The sequence below is a fragment of the Nostoc sp. CENA543 genome, assembly GCF_002896875.1.
Lineage (GTDB): Bacteria > Cyanobacteriota > Cyanobacteriia > Cyanobacteriales > Nostocaceae > Trichormus.
Genome location: NZ_CP023278.1, coordinates 2,276,289 through 2,295,972, shown reverse-complemented (window position 1 = coordinate 2,295,972; position 19,684 = coordinate 2,276,289). Strand labels below are relative to the sequence as shown.

The following is a 19,684-nucleotide window of genomic DNA, read 5'->3' as shown; positions in this document are numbered from 1 at the left end:
ATAAATTTACGAAAAATACTGTTTTTTTTTACTGGTGGTGTCAGCACAGATGTTTAGATTTAGTCGTATTTTTTGGCAGCTAGTTTAAGCAAAATTTAATAGCAGGTAAAATGATATTATTAGCAGAGATATTAAATTATATAAAGTATTCTAAAGTAATTTTTATTAACCACTAGATAACTCTATCTTTACTTGTTGCCATCACAGCGTGTGGTAAACACTGATCCTGTCAAACGTTCGCTGGATATTCTATTAATTAGTATGGAATCTCATCATCCTTTAAAGCTAAATCGCCGCCGATTTTTGCTCAATTCAGCAGTAACAGCAGGTGGAATTATCACCACAAATGTTTTATCGAAATCTCCAGTTTTTGGACAAGCACCAGCAATTATTACCTCCGATAAAATGCGTCCTACAATACCCTATGGTGTAGCGACTGGGGATATTACTAGTAATAATGTGGTGATTTGGAGTAAGAGCGATCGCGCCTCCAGAATGATCGTAGAATATTCCACAAACCCCTCTTTTAGTAGTGTGCAGCGTGTTTTAGGGCCTCAAGCTTTAGGAAACACAGACTTTACAGCCAGATTAAACTTAAGAAATCTACCACCCAACCAACAAATTTTTTATCGGGTGCTGTTCCAAGATTTAAATCAAGATACCTATAGTGAACCTGTAAACGGTAGCTTTCGCACTCCCGCTATTACCAATAGAGACATACTATTTGTTTGGGGTGGAGATACCGCCGGTCAAGGATGGGGTATAAATCCTGAATTTGGCGGGATGAGAATTTACGAAACTATGCGCCAACTCCAACCCGACTTTTTTGTCCATTGCGGTGATACGATTTACGCTGATAACCCAATTTCTGCACAAGTAACCCTAGATGATGGTAGCATCTGGAAAAATATCACCACAGAAGAAAAATCGAAAGTTGCAGAAACACTCAAAGAATTTCGTGGGAACTATCAATACAACTTACTAGATGAAAATGTGAAGCGGTTTAACGCCGAAGTTCCCATGTTGGCACAATGGGACGACCACGAAGTGACTAATAACTGGTACCCTGGGGAAATCCTTACTGATGCCCGTTATGCAGTTAAGGATGTGAACTTGCTAGTGCAAAGAGCAAGACAAGCCTTTTTAGAATATATGCCCATTGGCTATACAACCAATAACACCGAGCAAGCGAGAATTTATCGCGCCTTTAATTATGGCCCTTTGTTAGATATTTTCATGCTCGATGAACGCACCTATAGAGGACGAAATACTCCCAATAATCAACCAGTACCCGGCCCAGATACTGATATGCTGGGTAGCAAACAAATACAATGGATTAAACGTCAACTGCTCACATCTAAAGCTACATGGAAAGTTATTTCCAGTGATATGCCGCTAGGATTAATAGTGCGGGATGGTAGCACAGACTTTGAGGCTTGGGCTAACGCTGACAACGGCATACCTTTAGGGAGAGAATTAGAAATTGCTGATTTACTGCGGTTTATCAAACAGCAGAATATCAAAAACGTAGTGTGGATAACTGCTGATGTTCATTATGCAGCAGCCCACTATTACGACCCCAATAAAGCGCAGTTTCAAGACTTCAGACCTTTTTGGGAATTTGTCGCCGGGCCTCTCCACGCTGGGACATTCGGGCCGAACCAATTAGAAAATACTTTTGGGCCACAGTTGATTTTCCAAAGCCTTCCCCTGGGTACAAGAGCAAATCGACCCCCAAGTGCAGGTTTACAATTCTTTGGTGCGGTTAAAATCAATGGTGTCACCAAAGTGATGACCGTATCAATACGTGATTTAGCTGGACAAGTTCTATACAGTGTAGATTTACCACCAGAAGCTTAGATTTGTCACAATGCGACGCGTTGACTGTTAATGCTTAACAGTCAACAGTCAAAAAACTGCTTTGTAAAATTTTGTATAGATGCAATGTAGCGATCGCCTGCTAATTTGGAATGTAGACGGGGAAAACTAACTCCAGATTAGTAAGAGATAGTCATTATGGTCAGGATATTTGAGACTCAGCTCCCTGGTTATATCATCAAAGACGAAATTTACTCAGGTACACGCACAGTAGTTTACCGAGGAATGCGGGAGCAAGACCAAAAACCTGTGGTGATTAAGCTCATGCGTGTAGAATACCCTAGTTTTCACGAACTCTTACAATTTCGCAACCAGTATGTGATTGCGAAGAATCTCGCTTTACCTGGTATTATTCAACCCTATGGCTTAGAAACTTACCATAATGGCTATGCTCTAGTCATGGAAGATTTTGGCGGTATATCCCTCAAAGAATGGGGAATAGAACAAAGCAATACTCAATTAATTGCCAATTTTTTACCAGTGGCCATTCAGATTGCAGATATCATCCACCAACTACATAATAATATTGGCGACGGGTCAAACCTGCGTGTGATTCATAAAGATATTAAACCAGCCAATATTTTAATTAACCCACAAACTAAACAAGTAAAACTCATAGATTTTAGTATCGCTTCTTTACTACCAAGAGAAATACAAGAAATTCAAAGTGTTCATGTTTTAGAAGGAACTCTCGCCTATTTATCGCCAGAACAAACTGGACGCATGAATCGAGGTATTGATTATCGCACTGACTTTTATTCCTTGGGGGTGACTTTTTATGAAATGTTAACTGGAAAATTACCTTTCCATACTGATGACCCCATCGAATTAGTTCACGCCCACCTAGCAAAATTAGCCACCCCACCGCATCAAATCAACCCTCATATTCCAATAGTAATTTCCCAAATTATTACCAAACTCATGGCGAAAAATGCTGAGGAACGATATCAAAGTGCGCTGGGGTTAAAATATGATTTAGAAACTTGTTGTCAGCAATTTACAACCATAGGAGAAATCCCTGAATTTCCTATAGCTAAAAGAGATATTTGTAACCGCTTTATTATTCCCGAAAAGCTCTATGGACGAGAACGGGAAGTACAAATATTACTTGATGCTTTTGCTAGAGTTGCTCATGGCACATCAGAATTAATGTTAGTTGCAGGATTTTCCGGTATCGGTAAAACCGCAGTTGTCAATGAAGTTCATAAACCTATTGTCAAACAACGTGGTTACTTTATTAAGGGAAAGTTTGATCAGTTTAATCGCAATATTCCTTTTTCTGCATTTGTGCAAGCATTTCGTAATCTGATGGGGCAATTATTAACAGAACCAGATGCAGTAGTTCAAAAATGGCAAGATAAAATCCTAGCAGCATTAGGAGAAAGTGGTCAATTAATCATTGAGGTGATTCCTGAATTAGAATTGATTATTGGTGAGCAAAAAGCAGTACCAGAGTTGTCGGGTAGTGCGGCTCAAAATAGATTTAATTTATTATTGCAAAAATTTATTCAAGTTTTCACCAGCCCAGAACATCCCCTAGTAATATTTTTAGATGACTTACAATGGGCTGATTCTGCGTCTCTACATCTGATAAATTTATTAATCAGTAATATCAATAATGGTTATTTATTATTAATTGGTGCCTATAGAGATAATGAAGTAACACCAGCCCATCCCTTGATGTTAACTTTAGCTAAGATCCAGGAAAAAACTCCCAGAATTCACACAATTACCTTGAATAATCTCAGCTATTTGAAACTCAATCAACTATTAGCTGATACATTAGGTTGTGCTGAAGATTCCTCCTGGTCTTTGTCACAATTAGTCTATCAAAAAACTCAGGGTAATCCTTTTTTTACTACCCAATTTCTCAAAGCACTACACCAAGATGGATTGATTGAATTTAACTCATTTGAGGGATGTTGGCAATGTGACATTAGCCAAATAAATCAGCAAGCACTGACAGATGATGTGGTAGAGTTTATGGGTATACAATTGCGAAAGCTACCACCATCAACGCAACAAGTCCTCAAATTGGCGGCTTGCATTGGTAATCATTTTGATTTGCAAGTCCTCGCCATTGTTTCGGAACAGTCAGTCATAGAAACTGCTGCTTGTCTATGGAATGGCTTGCAAGAAGGTTTAATTCTACCCCAAAATGACATCTATAAATTTTATGTTGGGGATGTTAATCAACTAGCTACTCATGAAACTTCTGAGATTGTTACATATAAATTCCTCCATGATAGAGTGCAGCAAGCAGCCTATGCTTTAATCCCTGAATCTCAAAAGCAGTTGACTCACTTAAAGATTGGACAGTTACTCTTAAAAAATACATCTCCAGAAGCATTAGAAGCCAGTATTTTTGAGATTGTAGGTCAGTTAAATCAGGGGATTTATATCATCACCCAACAAGCAGAAAAATATAATTTAGCCCGGTTAAACTTAATAGCAGGGAGGAAAGCTAAAGCCTCTACTGCTTACACTTCTGCTGTTAAATACTTAAGTTATGGTGTGGAATTATTAGCCCTAAATAGTTGGGAAACTCACTATAGACTTACCTTTAGTTTATATCGAGAATTAGCTGAGTGTGAATATTTGACTGGCAATTTAAACCAAGCAGAAAAGCTATTTGATTTAGTCCTGAATCATACTCAAGATAAGTTTGACAAAGCAGATATTTATGCTGTGCAAATGTATTTGAAAATGACTCAGGGGGAAAATATTCAAGCGGCTTGTGAAGCAGGATTACAAGGTTTGAGTGTGATGGGGATGCAATTACCATCCACTATTACAGAACAACAATCTGCTATCGAAATTGAACTAGAAAAATTAAACAATCAACTAGCCCAAATTCAGCCAGCAGCTTTATTTAATTTACCTGAGATGACAGACCCAGTTAACAAGGTTTGTATCAGCCTTTTAGCTGACCTTTGGGCGGCTACTTATATGGCGGGTCATCAAAATCTAGCTGCACTCAGTTCCCTATTAATGATTAATTTATCATTAAAATATGGCAATGCTCCTGCCTCTGGTTTTGCTTACTGTCTTTATGGGATGAGTTTAGCCAATCAAGGAGATTATGCAACTGCTTATGAATTTGGAGAATTAGGATTAAAACTGGATCACCATTTTAATAGCACTAAGTTTATACACAAAACTAATAATATCTTTGCACATACAATTAACCCCTATAATCGGCACTTGCGAACAAATTTAGTGGTATCTGAGCAAGCATATCAAAACAGCCGAGAAGCAGGGGATGTGGTGTTTGGTGTCTGGGCGGTTTCGTTTTTAATTTGGGCGATGTTAATTAAAGGCGATCGCCTCGCGGATGTTTACGCTGAAACGGAGAAGTATCTGAGTTATGTGCAGCAAGTAAACGATGTGAATATGCTGTATGCTTTTACATTACAGCGACAGTTCCTCTTAAATCTGCAAGACTCTACTCAGAAGACTGACTTATTGAGCGATCGCCACGGACAGGAAGTACCATACATAGATGTTTGGCGACAAAAACAGAACTTTGAACACGGAATTAACTGGTACTGTTTTCTGAAACTACAACTTGCATACCTTTATGGAAGTTATGCGGATGGTGTTGCAGCTGCATTAGAAGCGCAGAAAACCTTACCTGCTAACGCGGGGTTTTTCCCGATTATTCAATACCATTTCTACTATCCCTTATGTTTAGCAGGACTATGTGAAACAGCGACACCAGAAGCAAAGCAAGAATATTGGGTAACTTTACAACAACAGCAGCAAATTATCAAAAAATGGGCTGATAACTGCCCAGAAAACTTTCAACATCGATATTTGTTGTTGTCTGCGGAAATGCTGAAAATTTCTGGTAGAGCTATTGAAGCTATAGATTTATACGATCGCGCCATTAATGAAGCTAAAACTAACGCATACATTCAAGAAGAGGCGATCGCTAATGAACTGGCTGCCAAGTTTTATTTAGAATGGGGCAAAGAGAAAGTAGCCGCAGGCTATATGCAGGAAGCTTACTACTGCTATGCTCGTTGGGGAGCTTTAAGCAAGGTGAATGATTTAGAGAAACGCTATCCCCAACTGTTGCAACCAATTTTGCAGCAACGACAACTCAACCTCAACCCACTAGAAACCATTGCTGATTTTAGCTTAACTCGTACTTCTTCATCTACCCGTAATTCCAATAGTAGCAACAACAATCTGGCTCATGCTCTCGATTTTACTTCTATTCTCAAGGCAGCTCAAGCCATCTCCAGTTCCATCGAATTGGATCAACTCCTCATCAGTCTCACCCGAATTATTTTAGAAAACTCTGGTGCTAAGAAAACTGCGTTAATTTTGCCCCAAGAAAATACTTGGCAAGTGAGAGCAATTACTTATTCTGGAACTGATGTTGAAACTATTTTAGATACACAACCAGTAGATACTTGTGCAGGTATCCCCAAACAACTGATTTATTACGTTAAAAATACCCAAGAAACAGTAGTAATTGACAATTTACGTACTGATATTCCTGGGGTAATTGGCGAATATATGCACTTTGTCCAGCCCAAGAGTGTACTATGTATGCCAATTCTCAACCAAGGGAATTTAATAGGGATTTTGTACCTAGAAAATCAACTAACTCAAGGGGTATTTACCAGCGATCGCTTAGTTGTATTAAATTTCCTCTGTAGCCAAGCCGCCATTTCTCTAGAAAATGCCCGACTCCACGCACTCGAACGGGAGAAATCTGAACATCTAGAACAATCTCAAAGAAGATTACAACTCATCATTCAAGAAACATCTATTGTTATTATTGAGTGGAATACTGATTTTGAATTGCAAGCTTGGAATCCCGCCGCAGAAAAAGTGTTTGGTTATCAAGCAGCAGAAATTATTGGTAAGAGTTTACGGTGCATCATTCCTGAAGAGTATCATGTCTATGTAGATGATGTGAGAGACAAAATTTTAGCTCAACGTGGGGGAACTCACGCCATTAATGAAAACTTGACTAAGGATGGCCGACGAATTATTTGTGAGTGGTTTAATGCCCCGATGTTTAACTCTGAGGGTGAGGTTTGTGGTGGTGTTTCAATGGCTGTAGATATAACTGATCGTCAACAAGCTGAAGCAGCTTTACAGCAAAAATCACAAGAACTAGAACAAGCTTTGCAAAACCTCCAACAAGCACAATTACAGATTATTCAAAATGAAAAGATGTCAGCTTTAGGTAATCTTGTAGCTGGTGTAGCTCACGAAATTAATAATCCTGTAGGTTTTATTAAAGGTAATATTCAACCTGCATATGAAGGGGTACGAGATTTATTTGCTCTACTGAAACTTTACGAAGATAAATTTCCCCATCCTGGTGAAGAGATTGAGTTAGAAAGAGAGAACATTGATTTAGAATATCTCCGCGAAGACTTACCAAAATTAATTTGCTCGATGCAAGAAGGTGTGCAACGCATCCGCGAAATAAGTAACAGTTTACGCATTTTTTCCCGCGCTGATTCTGATAACAAAGTAGCTTTTAACATTCATGATGGCTTAGATAGTACAATTTTGATTCTCAAACATCGGCTTAAAGCTAACGAAAATCGCCCCGCAATTACAGTGGTGAAAAATTATGGTCAATTACCTCAAATAGATTGCTTTCCAGGACAATTAAATCAGGTCTTTATGAATTTATTAGCCAACGCTATCGATGCTCTAGAAGAGTCAAATACGGAACGGAGTTTTGCTGATATCAAAGCTCATCCCAATGTGATTACAATCACTACTAAAATGAGTGATGATCAAAAGCACGCAATTATTAGTATTCAAGATAATGGTTTAGGCATAAGTCCAGAATTACAAGAGAAGATTTTTGACCATCTTTATACTACGAAAATTGTCGGTAAAGGTACAGGCTTGGGATTAGCGATCGCCCGCCAAATCATTGTGGAAAAACATCAGGGAACTATAGCAGTGAATTCTGCACCAAACCAAGGAGCAGAATTTATCATTACATTACCAAAATAAAGATAAATCAGCCAATTATTGCTAAGAAGCACAAGCTCGCTTTTTTGTCTGGATGATTCCTTTTAATATACGTTTAAGAGCAGCTTTTTTCATCAGTTTCATGGCTTGTTTGGCATCTAGCCAGCGTCGATATCTTTTTTTAGCTTCGGGATAATTACTACTGACAATCTCCACCGGTAATAAATACATTTTGACGCGGTAGACCTTGCCTCGTTTGCGATATTTATAAGTACCTAATTTATTGGACTCGACTTGACCAATTACTCCTGCTTCTTCCCAGGCTTCTTTAGCAGCTGAAGCTGGTGGGGTCATACCGTTGACAATTCCTCCTTTTGGCATTCCCCAACGTTGGCGATCGCTTGTCGAAATCAGTAGTATTTCTACTCTGCCATTTCTGATACGATAGGGAATGACACCAGACTGCTTGAAGATTTTGCTAACTTTTCGGCTCATAGAAATGCTCTTTGTGTGTGATTGTTTTTGTTGATGCTGTTTACTCCAAAATACGGAGATGCAATACCGGATGAATTTTAGTGAAGATATGTTTTATCTTATTAAAACTGATCCATACCATAAACGGATGTGAATTTTCTGACTAAAAATAGGCAAAAAATTCAGCCAGCATCAATTTGAAGTCAGTTTCTCCCTTGATTCATTGATGAAACTACTACATAAAGACAGACCTTAAAAGAGCGATCGTCTATAGCGAAGTAATAAAAACTACTTAATAGCTGAGTAGTGAGTGCTGAGTGCTGTTAGCGGTAGCGCGGCGTTTAGCCGGTGCTGAGTAATGAGTGGTGAATAATGAGTGGTGAGTAAAAGTCCAAGAAATAAAAATATTTATATTTTTTGACTCTAAGAGACGCATTGCGGCTATGAGACGCGCAGGACTTTGACAAAAATGTGTCCTTGTTTCAATCTCTTAGTTTGAACTAGGAGGTTATACTCACCACTCACTACTTATTACTCATTACTTCTTACTCAGCACTCATTACTCAGCACTCATCCCTACTTTCAACCAGGCTTCTGATCTAATTTAGTGGCTTGTTCTAAAGCAGCTTTTTCTCTGGCTCGATGAGCGTAGGATTGTAATTGAGTTTGATCGCAACCTGTCAAAATACTCAAATTTTCTAAACTCATTCCCCGCATGAGCATTTCTACGCGCCAAGTGTGTTGTGCTTGGGTGATGGTTGGTGGTTTTCCTTGGGGTGTTAACAAAGTTTGAGTCCATGTTTCCCAATGTTTCCACACGTCAGATTCAGTAATAGCTGTACCTGCTGTATTCAGAAACATTGCTGTTTGGCTGTCTTTACGAGTTTTCAAATATTTAGTCACAGGATTGTCAGTGTAAGAACCGTAGCGTTTACCTAAAATCCATTGATTTACAGGTACTTGTCTTACATACCCAGGGGTGGTAATTTGCAAAAAGTGACCATTAGCATCATAAATTTGATGGTTGCGCTGCAAATTGACGATTTCTGTGGATGATAAGCCAGCTGCAAATAATAAGTAAGCGATCGCATAATCTTGCAAGCCTGACTTTTTAGCCTGTTGCAAAATTGTGTGAACTAAAACCGCCGGTAAATCGGCTATTTCTTCAGTCTTCCCAGTTGTTAGTAAGCTATTGGCGTTTGATGACATCGCACCATGCAAAAATAACTCTACTAAATTTTCCAGAAAATCATCCCGACTTTCCCATAGTTCATGAAATTCACTGGTGAATTCAATCACTGCGTATCCCAAAATCATCCCATTGAGAAAACTAGCCAATTTTTCTGCTGGTAGATAGGTGTGTAAATCTCCATGTTGAATCACAGTAGCTAAGTATTGGGCGACATAACGATTAGCCTCGGTTAATCCTCGTCCCAAAGCACGGCGATTTTCCGCCGGAAATTGATCAGCTTCTCCGACCACAGACCGCACTAACTCTGGTATTCTTTCCAATGCTTGTAAAGTGTCACTTGCATAATCTTTTAAGGATTGGTAAACATCACCTGGAGGCGTAGCCCGTCTCACTAGGGATTCGCCTAAATTCTTAAAAGATGCCGATTCCTCTAATACAGCTAACAATAATCCATGTTTATGCCCAAAATTCCGAAATAGTGTCACTTCGTTCACTGCTGCCTTTTCTGCTATTTGGCGGGTAGTAGTAGCACTAACTCCTTGAGCCGTAAATAACTCCAAGGCTGCTTGAATTAAACGTTGTCGGGTAGAAACAGGTTGAGATGTCATAAAAAATGTAAGTGGCACTTGCACAAACAAAACATAACTGTTAGCATGGCAAATGTAAGTGATACTTGCTCTAGTCTACTGTAAAAAAGCAGGGGGCAGGGGAGCAGGGGGCAGGGGAGAAAAATCATTCATTTATAAGTTTTCGTACCCAAAAGTAGCCACCGTATCACCATTTTCCCCCGTCATCTCAATTGCCAGAGCAAATCTTCACATGAACCATCGACAGGAATTTTTATGACTGCAAAACATCTTGCGATCGCCACTGAAGGAGAAACACCATTACGTCTCAGGTGGATAAATGTGGCATTTTTTGGCATTATTCATGCCTTAGCTTTATTAGCACCTTGGTTTTTCTCTTGGTCGGCTTTGGGTTTGCTGTTATTTCTGCACTGGTTGTTTGGCAGTATTGGGATCTGTCTCGGATATCATCGCTTACTTAGCCATAAGAGTTTTCAAGTACCCAAGTGGTTAGAATATGCGATCGCTTTCATCGGTGCATTAGCTTTACAAGGGGGGCCGATTTTTTGGGTGGGAGGACACCGCCAACATCACGCCCACACAGAAGACATACAATTAGATCCTTACTCTGCCAAACGTGGCTTTTGGTGGAGTCATATGCTGTGGATTTTCTACCCTCGTGAAGAATTTTTTGAAGATGAAAAGTATCAAAAAAGCGCGCCTGATTTAGCCAGACAACCTTTTTATCGTTGGTTAGACCGTTATTTTCTACTGTTGCAAATTCCTCTAGGGTTGTTGCTTTACGCCTTGGGTGGGTGGTCTTTTGTCATCTACGGAATGTTTGTCAGAGCCGTATTACTTTGGCATTGTACTTGGTTTGTCAATTCTGCAACCCATATGTGGGGTTATCGCACCTTTGATGCTGATGATAATGCGCGTAATCTCTGGTGGGTTTCTATTGTTACCTACGGTGAAGGCTGGCACAACAACCATCATACCTATCCCCATGTCGCCAAAGCTGGTTTTCAGTGGTGGGAAATTGATGTTACTTGGTGGAGTATTAAGCTTTTACAAACTCTAGGTTTAGCGAAAAAAGTTATATTACCCCCATCACCAACCACGACTCAAGGATAAGGGACTTCCAACTAAAAAATATACAATCGCTGTGGTGAGCAGGGGGAAAAATCAAAATATTCTCTCTCGGAAATTGAATAATTTATTTTCTGGAAGTCCCTAATTGACAACTTTCTCATGATTAAGCAACCAACACTTGCGTTCTAATCCCCCTGCGTATCCTGTGAGTTGATTGTTTGCACCAATGACGCGATGACAGGGAAGGACGATCGCAATTGGATTGAGTGAATTAGCCAAGCCGACAGCACGATAAGCCGTCGGCTTGTTGATTTTGGCGGCTAGTTCACCGTAAGAAATGGTAGTTCCCCAAGGAATAGTTCGCAGTGCAAGCCACACTTGCTGTTGAAATGGAGTTCCACCAGTATCTACAGGCAGATTTTTGCAGCTGGTGCGATCGCCTTTAAAATAAGCTGCAACTTGATCACTAAATCCCTGGGGATTTTTCACATTCTGGAACGAAAATTGACCATAACGCTTCTGAAGCAGTTTCAACATTCTTGGCTCATAATCAGCAAAATCAAGAGCGCAAAGTTTTTTACCATCAGAGACAATTAAAATTGTCCCGATTTCTGAATTAATTTTGTCAATGAGTAATTTCACAGTATTAGCTTGATTGTAAAAAGATAAACTACGAGTAACGATTATTAAGGCGGTGGATGACGACCTAAAATTTCTTGTTCTGCTCGTATTGCTAATATTAAAGAGCGATTCATACGGAGCGCATGAATAGTAGCTCTTCCTGTGGCTGTTAATCCCACAACTCTCACACCATCCCAACAAAAATGTTCTTTCCACACTTGTTGACGAGGATTAAAGATATTTACTTTTTCACCTGTTTCTGGGTCTTCCACTATTTGTCTAGCAGCCTTGTAAAGCGAACATGAAACGCAAGCAAGTGCCAAATTATCTGCTGCTGTTTTACCATTCGCCACCACAGGAATTACATGATCAATATGAAATGTTGCTTCTTGCCCTATTTGGGATAACCCACAATACTCACAGCGATTGTCTGCTCTTTGAATAACTAAGCTACGTAAAGAATTTGAAATTTTGGACATTGATTATTTTTTTGTAACACGGTGAGAGCGTAAACGCAGCAGAGACAAAAACTCAGCTAACTCAACCAATCCTTCTGCTTCTTGACGCTCTGCCTGGGTCAATTCCTCACCTGCATCCTGTCTATCTAGCAAAAATTGCAGACGTTCTTGAACTGCATTTGGTAGTTGAAAATGGGTAAGTTCTACAGGTATTTCAATTACTTCAGGCATAAACAAAGGTATTACGAAAGAGTAAGAGATAATTAGTATTCTTGATACAGTTAGTTTATATCAAGTCTTTTATCACTTGTTAGTGCGATACAAAACATTGCAATGGCATAAAGGTGAACCACCCAAAGTAGAACTTGATTACACCACAATTAGTATTTTTGGCAATGTAGAGCAAGAAAGTATTCTAGTATTAACATGATGTGCTAGTAAGCAACTGAAGTCATCAATATAGCTCCACTGAGTAAAGATAAAATTAGGTCAGGCCTGCCAATAGAGTTGAATTCTGCTATGAAGACACTAGCTAAATGGTCTGTGGATGACTATCACCGGATGATTGCCGCAGGGATTTTGTGCGATCGCCGCGTAGAATTGTTAGCAGGGGAAATTGTGGAAATGAGTCCGGAAACACCAATCCATTACAACAGTGCCAGGCGAGGGGCAAAATATCTAGAGGAATTATTGATTGGTTTAGCTGATGTCCGCTTTAACGGGCCAATCACCCTATCTGACTCTGAACCGGAACCAGACATTGCTATTGTGCGATCGCCTGAATCTACCTACAATGAACGTCATCCTCAGCCGCAAGATATCTTTTGGGTGATTGAAGTTGCTAAGACGAGTTTAAAAAAAGATTTAGAACTCAAAGCTGCCATTTATGCCCATGCGAATATACCTGAGTATTGGGTTTTAAATTTGTCTACCAAGCAAATAATCGTGTTTCGAGAACCTCAAAATGGTCATTACACTTCAGTAAAAACTATTGCAGAGGGAAATATTATACCATTGGCATTTTCTGATATTCAGGTATCAGTCGCAAGGCTTTTGGGATAAATTAGGGACATCTAGAGATGTATTGTTATCCTTAAATAAACGTAAATCTCCTTTGGTAAGGATATGAAATATACTGGTTAATGCCAACAACTTCATTTACTTGGTCACAGCCGCTACCAGTATGAATGAGCATATACATCGACTGATTGAAATTATTCATCAAGATTTACTACCAGAGTTTCAAGTCGAAAGTGTGAATCCTCACGATCCTGTGGAAATTCGCTATCTCCCCCATCCTTGGCAACTGATTGGTAGAGGTAACTATGCGGCTGTAGTTAATCATCCAGAATACCAAGATGTAGTGGTGAAAATTTATGCCCCAGGAAGACCAGGATTTGCAGAAGAAGTAGAAGTCTATCGTCGTCTTGGTTCTCATTCAGCCTTTTCCGAATGTCTATATGCTCAAGATGGCTGTTTAGTCCTCAAACGCCTATATGGTGTGACTTTATATGACTGTATCCAGCGCGGTTTACGTATTCCTAAACAGGTAATTGAAGATATTGATCAAGCCTTAGATTATGCCCGTCAGCGTGGACTTTATCCCCACGATGTCCACGGACGGAATGTGATGATGTACGAAGGTAGAGGTTTAGTAGTAGATATTTCTGATTTTCTGCATGAAGAGCAATGTTCTAAATGGGATAATCTCAAGCGAGCCTATTACTTGGTGTATCGTCCTATTCTGTCACCACTCCGGCTGAAGATTCCTTACTTTCTATTGAATTTTGTACGTAAAACCTATCGCTGCTTTACTAACTTCAAAGAAAAAACGCAAAAATCGGTTCCTCCCAGTGCCTCTACTTCTATGACTACTCGCAGTTAAAACTTTGTTAAACTCGAAGCACAAAGTTTGTAGTGACAAAAAATCATGACTGTCGCCAAACCCTCATCCCTCACTTTATAGATCATCAACAAGTTGGTTAATAATGTGCAAATCAAATGCTAATTTGGGAAACTATGACCCAAATTTAAGGAAATGTTAACTAATGCCATACTTGAGTGATGCCAGTGCAATTCATTCTCTAGTGACTGAATATACCCAAGCTACGACTCTGTGGATAGATACAGAAGTAGCAGAATATAAAAGTCGTCATCCTAAATTATCGCTGATTCAAGTGTTAGATGATCCTGACGATATGAGTGGCGATCGCGTTTACCTTTTAGATGTTTTAAATCAACCTGATATAGTCGCTGATTTTATAGCTAGGGTGATGTTAAATCCGGCTATTGAAAAGGTGTTTCATAACGCTAGTTATGACCTGAAATTTCTAGGCAGTAAGCAGGCTAAAAATATCACCTGTACTTTAGAATTAGCTAAAACAATTCCTTACTATCTTTTACCATTACCTAATTATAAATTGCAAACTTTAGCCACGGAATTATGTAATTTTAACTATGTTGATAAACAGGCACAAAGTAGCGATTGGGGAATCAGACCTCTCAGCGAGGAACAAATAGAATATGCTTACCTAGACTGTATTTACCTTGCTCAAATCCATCAACGTTTGTTAAAATTGCAGTTAATCAGCAATCCAGAACCAACATCAGAAGATTTAACAGTTTTGACGAGAAAATATACTCAAATCTCTGAACAGTGGAAATTGTTAAACTCTGAATATGAGCATCTACAAGAGCGAATGAAAAAAGCTATGCAGGCTCAAAATGTAGCAGAAACCGACTTGTACAAACTAACTAGTTATGAACGCAAAGTAGTAAAGGTACAGTTTACAGAACTGTCTAGACTAGTACAAAATCAAAATATTAGTTTAGATTTTCCGGTTACTTTAACTCAAAAGATGCAAAAAGATTTAGGGGAAAATCTGGAACAGTTATCTGTGGATATCGAAGTTAGTCAATCTGCACGTTTGACTCCTAAAAAAGATGGTGAAAATGAAGAATCATAGGTATAATCTTCATTTTTTGGTACATCAATCAGCTAAACAATTAAATATATGCCCAGAAAAGTATAATAAATTACAACGAAATTTATTTGATAAAATTCCCGATTGTGCAAACAGACTACTGTTAATTAAACCTAGAGGGAAGGAGGTAAGCGCGTCTATTGGCTAGGTACATCTCAAAATAATTAGGGTTGATGTTTGGTGAATCTTCAACACCGAATTTGACTCTAGTACAAGGCAGTATAAGGGACTTTCCACTAAGAAACTCTCTAATCACAAAGGGTAGCAGAGGGGAAAGAAAAATTATGATCAACATCTTTGCTCTTAACTCATTGAATAATTTAATTTTTGGAAATCCCTAAGTAAAGCAGCTATTTAAAACAGGTGAAAAGCGTAAACAACATTTTTACTTTTGCCTTTTGCCTTTTGCCTTTTTGTACTTATCCAGTTGTAATGACGATTGAGAGCAACTTATGAAACTGCGGTTATTGGAGCAAAGGCAGGTGAAGTTAACTAAAATATTGACTATGGGTGTATTGACTGCACTGAGTGCAATTACCATAGTTTCTTGTAGTAACAACAAAGATGTTTTGGTGACAGAAATAGGGGTGAATACTCCTAGCCGTCGCTCTGCAAAAAACTCTCAAGCTGGACTAGCTTATCTAGAAGGACAAAAGCAACACGCCCAAGGTAATTTACAAGCTGCGATCGCCGCCTATAATAAAGCTCTAAGCCTAGATTCGGAATATGGTGCAGCCTATCGAGGTAGAGGGTTAACGTATTTTGACTTAGGCGACAAACAAAAAGCGATCGCAGATTACAATGAAGCCATCCGCCTTTCTCCCAACGATGCCGAAGCCTTCAACAGTCGAGGAAACGCCCGCGCCTCTCTAGGTGATCAAGCTGGTGCAATCTCCGACTACAACGAAGCCATTCGCCTCTCACCTAATTATGCCGAAGCCTATAACAATCGAGGCAACGCGCTTTCTGTACAGGGAGATAAAAACGGCTCAATACAAGACTTTAACCAAGCCATTCGCCTCAATCCCAGATACGCCATTGCTTACAATAACCGAGGTAATGCCCGTGCTGCCCAAGGTGACACCCAGGGGGCAATCAGCGATTACAATCAAGCTATTCGCATCAATCCTAACTTCGGCCCCGCCTATAACAACCGAGGAAATGCCCGTGCTTCCCAAGGCGACAAACAAGCAGCCCTAGAAGACTTGCAAAAAGCCGCCGCCATCTTTCAAAGACAAAATAATAATGATTTATATCAGCAAGTGATGAATAATATTAATGAGTTAAAGTGATTGGGGATTGGGGATTGGGGACTGGGGATTGGGAAGAAAAAATATAAAACTTAGTTATAATTATTAGCCTCGTTTTTGAACTTGATTCAGTTCGTAGTAAGGACTTTAGTCCTTCTCTGTTCATGGAGCATCTCATAGAGAGAACTAAAGTTCTCACTACAAACCTTTAATGATTTACCTTGTTCTGGAAGTTCCCTTAATTGGGGATGATAATTTCTGTAGTGGTGAAATATACCTCAGTTTTTCCACCTAAAAAATCTCGACGATCGCTTCCCGCATTCACGATAATATGAGATGAATTAATTTCCGGTAATGGCTGATTTAAAGAAATCTCAATATTATTATTGATGACTATTTTTTGAGGAGATAGTTTTTCTAACTTTTGGATAGTGTGAACACCAACATCACCATTACGGTAACACAGTCTACTAAAAGCTAAACCCTTCGCCTGTGGGGGAATTTCTACTAAATAAAAGTGGTCAGCAGAAAGCCATTCTTGCCAACTTTTATCACCACCACGGCCTAAATAATAAATCGATGCTTGAGGAAATTTTAACCAAACTTGAGGGGAGAGTGATTGCGGGAAGATAACTACAGGAATGGTTCTATCTGGTTGTAAAGAGAGTTTTCTAAATAACGTCCCGCCACGATATTTTACCCCATTCGCCTCATATTTATCAGTGGCGATCGCTGTTAGAGATTTAGTCTTAGCGCAAATCTTCACACGCTTGGCATCTTTAACTTGCCATGAATTAATTTGCCAAAAAACCAGAAAACCAATCGATATTACACATAATACTACCAGTATCTGCACAAATCGATTAGTTTTCATAAATAATTACCAGTTAGAACACTTTGAAAAAACCAAAACTTTTCTTTTACCTTTTACCTTTTACCTTTTGCCTTTTCAAGAGTTCTGCCAGCAACGCATCAGCAGTGTACCACCGGCTACTAACTTAATTACCTCTAGGAAGAAATAACTACCGTGGAGTAGATTCATTTCTGTGGGAATGGTGGCTACTGTGTCAAATAAGTTGAGATGAACCCCAACAGCGCACATTTGCGGCGTTAAGAGATAGGTATTAAAAAGTGCGATCGCTAACAGTGTTACTGCTAAAAACAAGCAGTTAGTATGCCACTGATAGTGAGTTTTTCTCCAGGCTAAAACACCAGTTAAAACGACAGCCGCAAATAATAATTCTAGGCGATTAAACATCCAAAAAATCATGTAGCCTACTGTCGTAAAACTATCTTGGTTCATCATGCCTGAGAAGTAAAGACTAGGCATAACTACCCAATCTAACACTAGGCTAGCACTTAGCCAAAAGCCAAGAGCAAACAAGACAGCAGTTTGCCAACTTGACCGTCTGAATTCAATGGTAGAAATAGTATTCATAAGAATAATTGCCTGTGTTGTATCTTTAGTTTCTAACTTTTATGCTGACTCTGACAACACATATCAATTAACTTTAACAAACTCTAAAAGCTTTCATTAACATATGGTTATACTTGCAATGTATTGATAACAAATATTAATTTTTGACGAGAGTTTTTAACAAATGATGCGGGTATAATCTTAATTTAGTTGGTTATATCGATAAAGTCATGCGCCTGGCAGTTTTACTTGGTACAGCGATCGCCACTACAGTATTTATCGCAGGATATAGTCAAACTCAAGCTGTGCAGTTGCAAGACGGGACAGTCTATTTTGTGCAACCGCCCCGTCTAGTAGAAGCTGCAACTACCTATAATGAAGTTTATGTTTGGGGTGCGACTTATTATTTCACCGTCAGCGTACCGGAAAATGCCAGTGAACCCTTACAGAAAATAACGATTAATCAGCGTGAGGGAGTGGATAATATTCGTTTTGATTTAGACAGTACCATTGCCTTTGAGGGTACACGCTCACAAAGAGGTGAGAAAATTGGCTTAAAAGATGTTACTAGCGATCTCAAAACCAGAACAGTCTCCCTAACCTTTGATCCTCCAGTGTCCCCAGGAAAGACCGTTACCATCGGCTTAAAACCCTGGCAAAATCCCACCTCTGCTGGTGTTTACTTATTTGGTGTCACAGCTTTCCCCCAAGGCGAGAAAACCCACAGTCAATTTTTAGGGTTTGGCAGATTACACTTTTACAACCATAGAAGCAATTATTTTCCTTTTCCCTATGGCTGGTAACAGAAGTATGGTTTAAAACTTAACTGGGAAACTGTATTGTGTTACTTACGTCCCAAAGTAAATTAAGAGAAGAAAAACCACACCCAGTCCCCAATCCCAACTGCCAAACTAGTTTAAAATCTATTATGTTTCGTAAACCACCACAGGAGTTGACCTTTGAATAAAGCTGGATATTCTGGAAAACCCAAAAACTCATTAGGCGAACCCAGTGACGACATTCCAGCAGCTTTACGCGATACTCCTGATGTCGCGCCTCAGTCAAAGTTGCAACCCTGGGTGCTACTGCTAGGAGGAGTAACACTATTTTTCCTGCTGGCTATTGTTAGCGGTTTTTTATTCGCACTCAACACACCAAGGAAAACCGCAGAATCTCAACCATCACCAACTAATTCCCTTCCTACACCCACTGCGACTAATTCCCCAAATAATGTTGATAGCGTATTGGGACATTTAGCATACCCAGAAGCACCTGAATCAGAATTAGTCCCCATCTCCGCCGATGGCAGAATTAGAATGAGAAGAAACGCTGCGGCTAGATATCAAGCGATGGTACAAGCAGCGCGCAGTTCCGGTGTGATTTTAGTCCCGATTTCCGGTTTTCGTTCCGTCAAAGAACAAGAACAGTTATTTTTTACCGTTGGCGCGCAACGCAATCAAACCCCAGCACAAAGAGCCGCACTCAGCGCGCCTCCAGGTCACAGTGAACACCACACTGGTTATGCAGTTGATATTGGAGATGGCGCAGCACCAGCCACGAATTTGCTAGCTACTTTTGAAAATACCAGAGCTTTTCAATGGTTGCAAGCCAATGCTGCCCGTTATGGCTTTGAGATGTCATTTCCCCAAAACAACCCCCAAGGGGTGAGTTATGAACCTTGGCACTGGCGTTTTGTAGGCGATCGCGATAGCTTAGAGACATTCTATAAAGCCAGAAATATCAAACCAGCAAAAACATCTCCATAAACGTCAGAATTAAACGCAGATGGACGCAAAT

16 protein-coding genes are annotated in these 19,684 nt (G+C 39.6%); 9 read left to right on the top strand and 7 right to left on the bottom strand.

Annotated elements, in window-relative coordinates; genetic code table 11:
• Positions 1 to 261 precede the first annotated feature (261 nt).
• Both CLI64_RS09530 and CLI64_RS09525 read left to right on the top strand, forming a co-directional pair.
• A complete protein-coding gene (locus CLI64_RS09530) occupies positions 262 to 1,860 on the top strand; it encodes an alkaline phosphatase (protein ID WP_103136995.1) in 1,599 nt (532 codons plus the stop codon).
• Positions 1,861 to 2,016: 156 nt separating this feature from the next.
• Positions 2,017 to 7,875 carry an AAA family ATPase gene (locus tag CLI64_RS09525; RefSeq protein ID WP_103136994.1) on the top strand — a complete coding sequence of 1,953 codons (5,859 nt, stop codon included), beginning with the start codon at positions 2,017 to 2,019 and terminating at the stop codon, positions 7,873 to 7,875.
• Positions 7,876 to 7,896: 21 nt separating this feature from the next.
• On the opposite strand, the gene CLI64_RS09520 is transcribed toward CLI64_RS09525, so the two are convergent.
• Together CLI64_RS09520 and CLI64_RS09515 are read right to left on the bottom strand one after the other, a co-directional pair.
• On the bottom strand, positions 7,897 to 8,328 hold the full coding sequence (locus tag CLI64_RS09520; RefSeq protein WP_103136993.1) for an NUDIX hydrolase: 432 nt from the start codon (positions 8,326 to 8,328) through the stop codon (positions 7,897 to 7,899).
• A 561-nt stretch (positions 8,329 to 8,889) separates the two neighbouring features.
• Positions 8,890 to 10,107, bottom strand: coding sequence for a TetR family transcriptional regulator (locus CLI64_RS09515; RefSeq protein ID WP_103136992.1), 1,218 nt, complete (start codon positions 10,105 to 10,107; stop codon positions 8,890 to 8,892).
• Positions 10,108 to 10,341: 234 nt separating this feature from the next.
• On the opposite strand from CLI64_RS09515, the gene CLI64_RS09510 reads away from it, so the two are divergent.
• A complete protein-coding gene (locus tag CLI64_RS09510) occupies positions 10,342 to 11,199 on the top strand; it encodes a fatty acid desaturase (RefSeq protein ID WP_103136991.1) in 858 nt (285 codons plus the stop codon).
• Between the two features lie 99 nt (positions 11,200 to 11,298).
• Here the strand turns inward: CLI64_RS09510 and CLI64_RS09505 are convergent, their stop codons facing one another.
• From CLI64_RS09505 to CLI64_RS09495, 3 genes are read right to left on the bottom strand one after another with little or no spacing between them, the layout of a single operon-like run.
• Complete coding sequence (locus tag CLI64_RS09505) at positions 11,299 to 11,799, bottom strand: methylated-DNA--[protein]-cysteine S-methyltransferase (protein ID WP_103136990.1); 501 nt, start codon at positions 11,797 to 11,799, stop codon at positions 11,299 to 11,301.
• Positions 11,800 to 11,843: 44 nt separating this feature from the next.
• Positions 11,844 to 12,257 carry an HNH endonuclease gene (locus CLI64_RS09500; RefSeq protein ID WP_103136989.1) on the bottom strand — a complete coding sequence of 138 codons (414 nt, stop codon included), beginning with the start codon at positions 12,255 to 12,257 and terminating at the stop codon, positions 11,844 to 11,846.
• Positions 12,258 to 12,260: 3 nt separating this feature from the next.
• Entirely contained in the window at positions 12,261 to 12,467 is a 207-nt protein-coding gene (locus CLI64_RS09495) for a hypothetical protein (protein ID WP_015139218.1), read from the bottom strand.
• 288 nt (positions 12,468 to 12,755) lie between these two features.
• On the opposite strand from CLI64_RS09495, the gene CLI64_RS09490 reads away from it, so the two are divergent.
• The 4 genes from CLI64_RS09490 (at position 12,756) to CLI64_RS09475 (ending at position 16,512) form a co-directional block, all read left to right on the top strand.
• Positions 12,756 to 13,298, top strand: a complete 543-nt coding sequence (locus CLI64_RS09490) for a Uma2 family endonuclease (protein WP_103136988.1) — start codon at positions 12,756 to 12,758, stop codon at positions 13,296 to 13,298.
• A 121-nt stretch (positions 13,299 to 13,419) separates the two neighbouring features.
• Positions 13,420 to 14,121 (top strand): serine/threonine protein kinase, encoded by a 702-nt coding sequence (locus tag CLI64_RS09485; RefSeq protein ID WP_103136987.1) that lies wholly within the window; start codon positions 13,420 to 13,422, stop codon positions 14,119 to 14,121.
• Positions 14,122 to 14,284: 163 nt separating this feature from the next.
• On the top strand, positions 14,285 to 15,202 hold the full coding sequence (locus CLI64_RS09480) for a ribonuclease D (RefSeq protein ID WP_103136986.1): 918 nt from the start codon (positions 14,285 to 14,287) through the stop codon (positions 15,200 to 15,202).
• 470 nt (positions 15,203 to 15,672) lie between these two features.
• Entirely contained in the window at positions 15,673 to 16,512 is an 840-nt protein-coding gene (locus CLI64_RS09475; RefSeq protein ID WP_103136985.1) for a tetratricopeptide repeat protein, read from the top strand.
• A 196-nt stretch (positions 16,513 to 16,708) separates the two neighbouring features.
• Here the strand turns inward: CLI64_RS09475 and CLI64_RS09470 are convergent, their stop codons facing one another.
• On the bottom strand, positions 16,709 to 17,344 hold the full coding sequence (locus CLI64_RS09470; protein WP_103136984.1) for a hypothetical protein: 636 nt from the start codon (positions 17,342 to 17,344) through the stop codon (positions 16,709 to 16,711).
• Positions 17,345 to 17,419: 75 nt separating this feature from the next.
• On the bottom strand, positions 17,420 to 17,908 hold the full coding sequence (locus CLI64_RS09465) for a DUF4149 domain-containing protein (RefSeq protein ID WP_103136983.1): 489 nt from the start codon (positions 17,906 to 17,908) through the stop codon (positions 17,420 to 17,422).
• A gap of 209 nt (positions 17,909 to 18,117) precedes the next feature.
• On the opposite strand from CLI64_RS09465, the gene CLI64_RS09460 reads away from it, so the two are divergent.
• On the top strand, positions 18,118 to 18,690 hold the full coding sequence (locus CLI64_RS09460; RefSeq protein ID WP_103136982.1) for a DUF2808 domain-containing protein: 573 nt from the start codon (positions 18,118 to 18,120) through the stop codon (positions 18,688 to 18,690).
• 156 nt (positions 18,691 to 18,846) lie between these two features.
• On the top strand, positions 18,847 to 19,653 hold the full coding sequence (locus tag CLI64_RS09455) for a D-alanyl-D-alanine carboxypeptidase family protein (RefSeq protein ID WP_103136981.1): 807 nt from the start codon (positions 18,847 to 18,849) through the stop codon (positions 19,651 to 19,653).
• Positions 19,654 to 19,684: the final 31 nt, after the last annotated feature.

Excerpts from the sequence above, each read along its gene's own strand:
- CLI64_RS09465 (WP_103136983.1), bottom strand. The coding sequence starts at position 17,908 with ATGAATACTATTTCTACCATTGAATTCAGACGGTCAAGTTGGCAAACT.
- CLI64_RS09495 (WP_015139218.1), bottom strand. The coding sequence starts at position 12,467 with ATGCCTGAAGTAATTGAAATACCTGTAGAACTTACCCATTTTCAACTA.
- CLI64_RS09490 (WP_103136988.1), top strand. The coding sequence starts at position 12,756 with ATGAAGACACTAGCTAAATGGTCTGTGGATGACTATCACCGGATGATT.
- CLI64_RS09510 (WP_103136991.1), top strand. The coding sequence starts at position 10,342 with ATGACTGCAAAACATCTTGCGATCGCCACTGAAGGAGAAACACCATTA.
- CLI64_RS09515 (WP_103136992.1), bottom strand. The coding sequence starts at position 10,107 with ATGACATCTCAACCTGTTTCTACCCGACAACGTTTAATTCAAGCAGCC.
- CLI64_RS09475 (WP_103136985.1), top strand. The coding sequence starts at position 15,673 with ATGAAACTGCGGTTATTGGAGCAAAGGCAGGTGAAGTTAACTAAAATA.
- CLI64_RS09520 (WP_103136993.1), bottom strand. The coding sequence starts at position 8,328 with ATGAGCCGAAAAGTTAGCAAAATCTTCAAGCAGTCTGGTGTCATTCCC.
- CLI64_RS09525 (WP_103136994.1), top strand. The coding sequence starts at position 2,017 with ATGGTCAGGATATTTGAGACTCAGCTCCCTGGTTATATCATCAAAGAC.
- CLI64_RS09485 (WP_103136987.1), top strand. The coding sequence starts at position 13,420 with ATGAATGAGCATATACATCGACTGATTGAAATTATTCATCAAGATTTA.
- CLI64_RS09460 (WP_103136982.1), top strand. The coding sequence starts at position 18,118 with ATGCGCCTGGCAGTTTTACTTGGTACAGCGATCGCCACTACAGTATTT.
- CLI64_RS09470 (WP_103136984.1), bottom strand. The coding sequence starts at position 17,344 with ATGAAAACTAATCGATTTGTGCAGATACTGGTAGTATTATGTGTAATA.
- CLI64_RS09480 (WP_103136986.1), top strand. The coding sequence starts at position 14,285 with ATGCCATACTTGAGTGATGCCAGTGCAATTCATTCTCTAGTGACTGAA.
- CLI64_RS09500 (WP_103136989.1), bottom strand. The coding sequence starts at position 12,257 with ATGTCCAAAATTTCAAATTCTTTACGTAGCTTAGTTATTCAAAGAGCA.
- CLI64_RS09530 (WP_103136995.1), top strand. The coding sequence starts at position 262 with ATGGAATCTCATCATCCTTTAAAGCTAAATCGCCGCCGATTTTTGCTC.